Source organism: Hydrogenophaga sp. (assembly GCF_011390835.1).
Lineage (GTDB): Bacteria > Pseudomonadota > Gammaproteobacteria > Burkholderiales > Burkholderiaceae_C > Hydrogenophaga.
The window spans coordinates 1-6,136 of the sequence record NZ_JAABRQ010000052.1; the positions used below are offsets into that span (position 1 = coordinate 1).

The window sequence follows — 6,136 nt, forward strand, 5'->3', positions numbered from 1 at the left end:
CGGGGACAGTGCATGGTAGGCAGTTTGACTGGGGCGGTCTCCTCCCAAAGTGTAACGGAGGAGTTCGAAGGTACGCTAGGTACGGTCGGACATCGTGCTAATAGTGCAATGGCATAAGCGTGCTTAACTGCGAGACTGACAAGTCGAGCAGATGCGAAAGCAGGACATAGTGATCCGGTGGTTCTGTATGGAAGGGCCATCGCTCAACGGATAAAAGGTACTCTGGGGATAACAGGCTGATACCGCCCAAGAGTTCATATCGACGGCGGTGTTTGGCACCTCGATGTCGGCTCATCTCATCCTGGGGCTGTAGCCGGTCCCAAGGGTATGGCTGTTCGCCATTTAAAGAGGTACGTGAGCTGGGTTTAAAACGTCGTGAGACAGTTTGGTCCCTATCTTCCGTGGGCGCTGCAGATTTGAGGAAGCCTGCTCCTAGTACGAGAGGACCGGAGTGGACGCACCTCTGGTGTACCGGTTGTCACGCCAGTGGCATTGCCGGGTAGCTAAGTGCGGAAGAGATAACCGCTGAAAGCATCTAAGCGGGAAACTCGTTCCAAGATGAGATCTGCCGGGGCCTTGAGCCCCCTAAAGAGTCGTTCAAGACCAGGACGTTGATAGGTCAGGTGTGGAAGCGCAGTAATGCGTTAAGCTAACTGATACTAATTGCTCGTGAGGCTTGACCCTATAACTTTGATGAGCAGTCATCAGGTTCAAATGTCAGTTATGCCAGATGACAGTCGAATATGAACTGTCCAATCGTTGGCCGCAATCAAAGAAGCTGATTCGAAACTCTATGAATTCGTTTGAACAGACCAGTCTGTTTGAACAACCCTTTATGTCTGACGACCATAGCAAGGTGGTACCACTCCTTCCCATCCCGAACAGGACCGTGAAACGCTTTTGCGCCGATGATAGTGCGGGTTCCCGTGTGAAAGTAGGTCATCGTCAGACTATTACAGCCTCCAAAGCCCCGTTTGCTCACTGCAAACGGGGCTTTGGTTTTTGTGGCCGAGATGTATTGACGCGCGCAAGAGTCACATCTGTCGTTGAGCCCTCCAATGAACTGATAGGTCGCTCAGACGTTCAGCACGAGATCTCCTTTCAGCGCCAACGCTTTGCTTGTCGCCAATTCAGACAAGAGTTCGTCCAACCACTTCGATTGATCGTCTTGCGCCGCTGGCATGTGCCGGGCCAGATAGGGCGTGTGTTGTGCCCAGGCGAGCAATGCACTGCGATCGATGTGCTGCCACTCCAACAAGCGGAACTTGATCAGCACCTTCAAGGCATGGCGAAGGTGCTTTTCTGGCGAGCGAGTGAACATCTCCAGACGGCTCCGAGCTCGGGACAAGGCTGGTACCACGTCCGCAAACAGCGGGCCATGCCCCGGAATCACGACCAAGGGATTCAAAGATTCAATTGCATCGAGTGTCTGCCCTACTTCGGCAAACGCCTCGATGCCTTCCAGTTCAGGAAACACCACGCCAAAGCCGTTGTGCCACAACGCATCTGCTGAGATCAGCACACGGCTGCTAGGCTCAAAAAGCACGACCGAATGTGGGTCGTGACCCTTTGCCCCATGAATCTCCCATCGGCGGCTACCAAGCTGCATATCCTCGCCGGGATGCAGCAGGCCATGAAAGCCGAAAGGGGGGCACAATTGCCCTGTCGGCCGGTAGGTCAACGCATCCTCATCCCAAGCCGTGACAGCGCCTGCCAGGCCTGGCGGAATCCAGATCTGACAGGCTGTGTAGTGACTTTGCAGCGTTGCGTTGCCGCCGCAATGGTCGCTGTGCAAGTGCGTATTGAGTAGCAAATCCAGCGGTTGGCCGTCTAATGCCTGCTGCACCAAGGCCAGGGTCTGCGCAGCATGGCTGCTGTAACCACTGTCGATCAATGTTGTAGGCCCTGAGCCGCGAACAATCACGTTGTTGGCCGATAGCCAGCCCCGTTCGAGCACGGTGACCCCCGCTCGCTCCAGCGGCTCATGCACAACACTCATCACGAATCGCGCAGCGCTCGACGCAAGATCTTGCCGACGTTGGTCTTGGGCAGCTCGTCGCGAAACTCGATGTACTTAGGGCGTTTGTAACCCGTGAGGTTGTCGTGGCAGTAGCGTGCCACATCTTCTTCGGTCAGAGAGGCGTCACTGCGCACCACAAAGGCCTTGATCGCTTCGCCCTGTTTGTCATCCCGTACGCCTACGGCAGCGCATTCGAGCACCCCTGGGCAAAGCGAAATCACATTCTCCAGCTCATTCGGGAACACATTGAAACCGGACACCAGAATCATGTCTTTCTTGCGATCGACGATCCGGGTGTAGCCGCGCTCGTCCATCACGCCAATGTCCCCGGTTCGCATGAAACCATCTGCCGTGAAAGCGGCTCGCGTCTCGTCGGGCTGCTTGTAATAGCCGGTCATGACGTTGGGCCCGGCGATGCAGATTTCTCCCGCGGAGCCGATCGGGACATCCTGACCTTCGTCGTCCTTGATCGCGATGCGGATGCCCGGAAGAGGCAGGCCGATGGTGCCGCTGAACTCCCGGTTGATCACCGGGTTGTTGGTGCCAATGGCGCAGGTCTCGCTCATGCCCCATCCCTCAATCATGGGGCAACCGGTCACCGCCAGCCACTGGCGGGCCGTCCCCTCGGATGCCGCCATGCCGCCGGCCTGAGAAAGGGCCAGCGGGGAAAAGTCGAGCTGACGGAACGCGGGGTTCTGGAGCAGGGCATTGAACAAGGTGTTCACCGCCGGCAGGATGTGGAAGGGGCGGCGCTTGAGCGTCTCGACCAGCTTGGGAACGTCGCGCGGATTGGGAATGAGCGTCATGTAAGCACCCCAGCGGATCGAAAGAAGGCTGAGCGTGAGCGCGAAGATGTGATACAGCGGCAACGCGGCTACTGAGTTGGTTTCGCGAGGGTCACCCACCTTGGCCAGGGCAGGCCTAAACCAGGCCTCCGCCTGCAGGATGGCGGCGACGATGTTTCGATGCGTCAAGACCGCGCCTTTGGACAGGCCGGTGGTACCGCCCGTGTATTGCAGAAAGGCAGTGCTGTCCAGGTTGCTCCCGCTTGGCTTGAGGGCCAAACGACTACCGTCGTCCAATACCTGACGAAAACTTGCGATGGTGCGGGCGCCGCGTGGACCCTCCACAGGCAACTTGTAGGCTGGCACCATTTTGGCCAAGTGACGAACCGCAAAGCTGATCCAGCGCCCGTACCAGAAGCCAAGCAGGTCGCCCATGCTCGCCACCACCACGTGTTGCACTGCGGTGTGGTCGATCACCTCCTGCAGGGTGGTCACGAAGTTTTCGAGAATGATGATCGCCTCGGCACCCGAGTCCTTGAGCTGGTGTTCCAGTTCGCGCGCGGTGTACAGAGGATTGACGTTGACTACGGTGAAGCCCGCGCGCACCACCGCAGCCATGGCCACCAGGAACTGTGGAACGTTGGGCAGCATGATGGCCACGCGCGCACCAGGCGCCAGGCCACGAGCCTGCAGCCATGCCCCCACACTGCTGCTGTGTTCGTTGAGTTCGCCGTAGCTCATCCACTGCTCCATGCAAACCGAAACAGGTCGCTTGGAGTGCCGGCGCAGCGACTCTTCGATCAATTCGGCCAGCGAGCGGTACTGCTCGGGTTCGACGCTGTGCGGAACACCCGCCGGATAGTGGGCGAGCCAGGGGTGGTTCAAGGGGGCTGAGGTGGTGGTCGTCTGCATGCTCCGATTCTCGCGCTTCGACGAAGGCGTCGGCTCAGGGCCTGCCCTAGGCCAATGTCACCCAAAGCACAGGCTTCAGGCCTTGGTGAGTTCCTGAGTCAGCGCCGCCTGGCATTGCTGGAGTTCATCGTCGAACATCGACGCAATCCAGTGCGATTCCCGGGCCTGGATGGCAGCCAGGAATTCGCTGGCGTCGCCCATGCCAGCGAAGGCAGAAAACCCTCGCTCCAGAAAGTGTTGCAACGAAGACAATCCAGCCACCTGCGCAGGCTGCCGCATCATCTTCAGGGCGATCAGCAACGACCGGCTGCGGGTGAGCCGCTGCAAATCGCGCCCCATGTGTTGCACCACCGCCAGCTGCCGCGAACGCTGCTCGGGCTTGCCGGTCAACCGCCAGCAGCGCACATAGCGCTCCGCGTAAGCGTATTCACTGCCCATGACCAGCCAATGCCTCGCCATTTCGTGGTCCAGCGTCTCGGTGAGCGCATGGGTTTCAGCCAGGTCGACCGCGAGCTGACCCACCGCCGCCGGGAACAGGCGCTCAATCGCCCCAGCTATGCGGCCAAACTGCGCATCCCGCTCTGTGAAGTTGTGCTCGCCGTACAACTCCTCCAGAAAGAACCGCGTCGCGGCAGCATGGCGCGGGGTCTGCAGAAAATCGCTGTAGGTAGCTCGAAAACGCCGGGCCTGGAGTTGCTTGACCTCGTGCACAGCGCCGGCCAGGCCCGCGCTGTGGGACTGATCACGCAGGTGGCTGACGCGCTGCAGGTGCAGGCGGATCTGGTCGGCGGCTCGGCTATCGGTCGTCATGTGGGATCAGTCTAGACCTGTCTGCAGCGCATTACCTAGGCGAGTGACCCTAGTCCGAGGCATGCCAGGGGTATGGACCCATGCGATAGTGCGCGCATGGTTGCTGAATCCGACCCTTCCAATGCGCGCCTGCGCGCGCCGCAAGACCGCTCTACCTTGGCCCGCCTGCAACAAATTTTGGTGTTGAGCGCTCTCGGTCTGGCCATAGCCTGGAGCCTGATCTTTTGGAACGACTCGCCATTGCTGGCGGTGGGCGGTGCGGCGCTGCTGCTGGTGGGCTACGCGCTGGTGCTCGGACTGGAGTTTGTGGCGGTGGCGCGGGTGAATCGGGGCGACTCGGTGCCGGCGGCGAATGCGGCAACCCTGCTGCGTGCCTGGTGGGGAGAGGTCCGGGTCGCGCCAGTGGTGTTTGCCTGGCGCCAGCCGTTTCGCTGGCAAGCATTGCCCGACGTGAGCGTTCCCAACGCGGATCCAGCACAGCCGCCTGCGGTGGTCTTTGTGCACGGCTTTGTTTGCAATCGGGGATTCTGGCTGCCCTGGATGCAGGCCTTGCGCGCTCTGGGCATTCCGTACACCTCGGTCAATCTGGAGCCAGTGTTTGGCTCGATCCCAGCCTATGTGCCGCTGATCGAGGAGGCGGTGCGCCGCGCCGAAGCGCTGTCGGGCCAGCCGCCGGTGCTGATCTGCCACAGCATGGGCGGATTGGCCGCGCGGGCTTGGTGGTCGGCCATGCCGGATGCTGCCCAGCGCGTGCAGCGCGTGATCACCATCGGCACTCCGCACCATGGGACCTGGCTGGGCCAGTTCAGCCACGTGCCGAACGGCCAGCAGATGCGCCGCAATCACGCCTGGCTCGAGACCTTGGCCGAGCGGGAGCAGGCTGGCAGCGATGCGCCTTATGAGCGGTTCACTTGCTGGTATTCGAATGCCGACAACATCGTCTTTCCGGCCTCCACCGCCCTGCTGGCTGGCGCTGACAACCGTCACGTGCCCGGTGTTGCGCACGTGGCGTTGGGCTTTCACCCCAGGGTGATGCGCGAGTCGCTGGCGATGCTGGCGTCTGCCGCCAAGTCGCCGGCAGAGCGCACGGCCGCGTAGTGCGCGGTGAAGTCGGGGGCGGTGAGATCAAAAAGCTGCTGAAAGCTGTCGATCACGAAGTAGGTGCCCTGGTAGTCGTCGATCTTGTAGCGGGTGCGCATGCAGCGGTGAAGATCCAGCGCGATGCGCTGTGGCGCGTCGCTGGTGACGCTGTGGCGCAGCTCGCCACTGGAGCTCAAGATGCCCGCCCCATAGGCTCGAAGGCCGTCGGTTTGCTGGATCAGCCCAAACTCGATGGTGTACCAGTACAGGCGTGATAAGAGTTCGCCGGCGCCCAGATCGTCGGCCTTCAGCCCACCTGTACCGTAGCGCTGCACATAGTCGGCAAACACCGGGTCGAAAAGCAGCGGCACATGGCCAAACAAGTCATGGAACACGTCGGGTTCGACGATGTACTCGAACTCCTCTGGCTTGCGGATCCAGTCGGTGACCGGAAACCGCCGGTTGGCCAGCAGTTCAAAAAACGGCCGCTCGGGAATGAGCCCGGGCACCGCCACGATCTCCCAGCCTG

At 60.6% G+C, this 6,136-nt stretch carries 5 protein-coding genes and 2 rRNA genes; 3 read left to right on the forward strand and 4 right to left on the reverse strand.

Features of this window, described 5'->3' with window-relative positions; all coding sequences use genetic code 11:
- Both GPT34_RS17370 and rrf read left to right on the forward strand, forming a co-directional pair.
- Positions 1 to 684 (forward strand): 23S ribosomal RNA (locus tag GPT34_RS17370); the annotation flags it as partial.
- Positions 685 to 838: 154 nt separating this feature from the next.
- Positions 839 to 951, forward strand: a 5S ribosomal RNA gene (gene rrf / locus GPT34_RS17375).
- A 124-nt stretch (positions 952 to 1,075) separates the two neighbouring features.
- Here the strand turns inward: rrf and GPT34_RS17380 are convergent.
- The 3 genes from GPT34_RS17380 to GPT34_RS17390 all read right to left on the reverse strand — a co-directional run bounded on the left by GPT34_RS17380 (position 1,076) and on the right by GPT34_RS17390 (position 4,527).
- On the reverse strand, positions 1,076 to 1,999 hold the full coding sequence (locus tag GPT34_RS17380; RefSeq protein ID WP_291015214.1) for an MBL fold metallo-hydrolase: 924 nt from the start codon (positions 1,997 to 1,999) through the stop codon (positions 1,076 to 1,078).
- The gene (locus GPT34_RS17385) at positions 1,999 to 3,690 is read right to left on the reverse strand and encodes an AMP-binding protein (protein WP_291015221.1); all 1,692 of its coding nucleotides are present in this window, start codon (positions 3,688 to 3,690) and stop codon (positions 1,999 to 2,001) included. The genes GPT34_RS17380 and GPT34_RS17385 overlap by 1 nt, the downstream gene beginning before the upstream one ends.
- Positions 3,691 to 3,792: 102 nt before the next feature.
- Entirely contained in the window at positions 3,793 to 4,527 is a 735-nt protein-coding gene (locus tag GPT34_RS17390) for a hypothetical protein (protein WP_291015215.1), read from the reverse strand.
- Positions 4,528 to 4,623: 96 nt separating this feature from the next.
- Between GPT34_RS17390 and GPT34_RS17395 the strand changes: the two genes are divergently transcribed.
- Complete coding sequence (locus GPT34_RS17395) at positions 4,624 to 5,625, forward strand: alpha/beta fold hydrolase (protein WP_291015217.1); 1,002 nt, start codon at positions 4,624 to 4,626, stop codon at positions 5,623 to 5,625.
- Here GPT34_RS17395 and phhA read toward each other — a convergent pair.
- On the reverse strand, positions 5,547 to 6,136 hold a 590-nt coding region (gene phhA / locus GPT34_RS17400), incomplete at its 5' end, for a phenylalanine 4-monooxygenase (protein ID WP_291015219.1). The genes GPT34_RS17395 and phhA overlap by 79 nt on opposite strands.

Bases quoted from the DNA above. Each gene is read 5' to 3' on its own strand.
- GPT34_RS17395 (WP_291015217.1), top strand. From the start codon at position 4,624: ATGGTTGCTGAATCCGACCCTTCCAATGCGCGCCTGCGCGCGCCGCAA.
- GPT34_RS17380 (WP_291015214.1), bottom strand. From the start codon at position 1,999: ATGAGTGTTGTGCATGAGCCGCTGGAGCGAGCGGGGGTCACCGTGCTC.
- GPT34_RS17390 (WP_291015215.1), bottom strand. From the start codon at position 4,527: ATGACGACCGATAGCCGAGCCGCCGACCAGATCCGCCTGCACCTGCAG.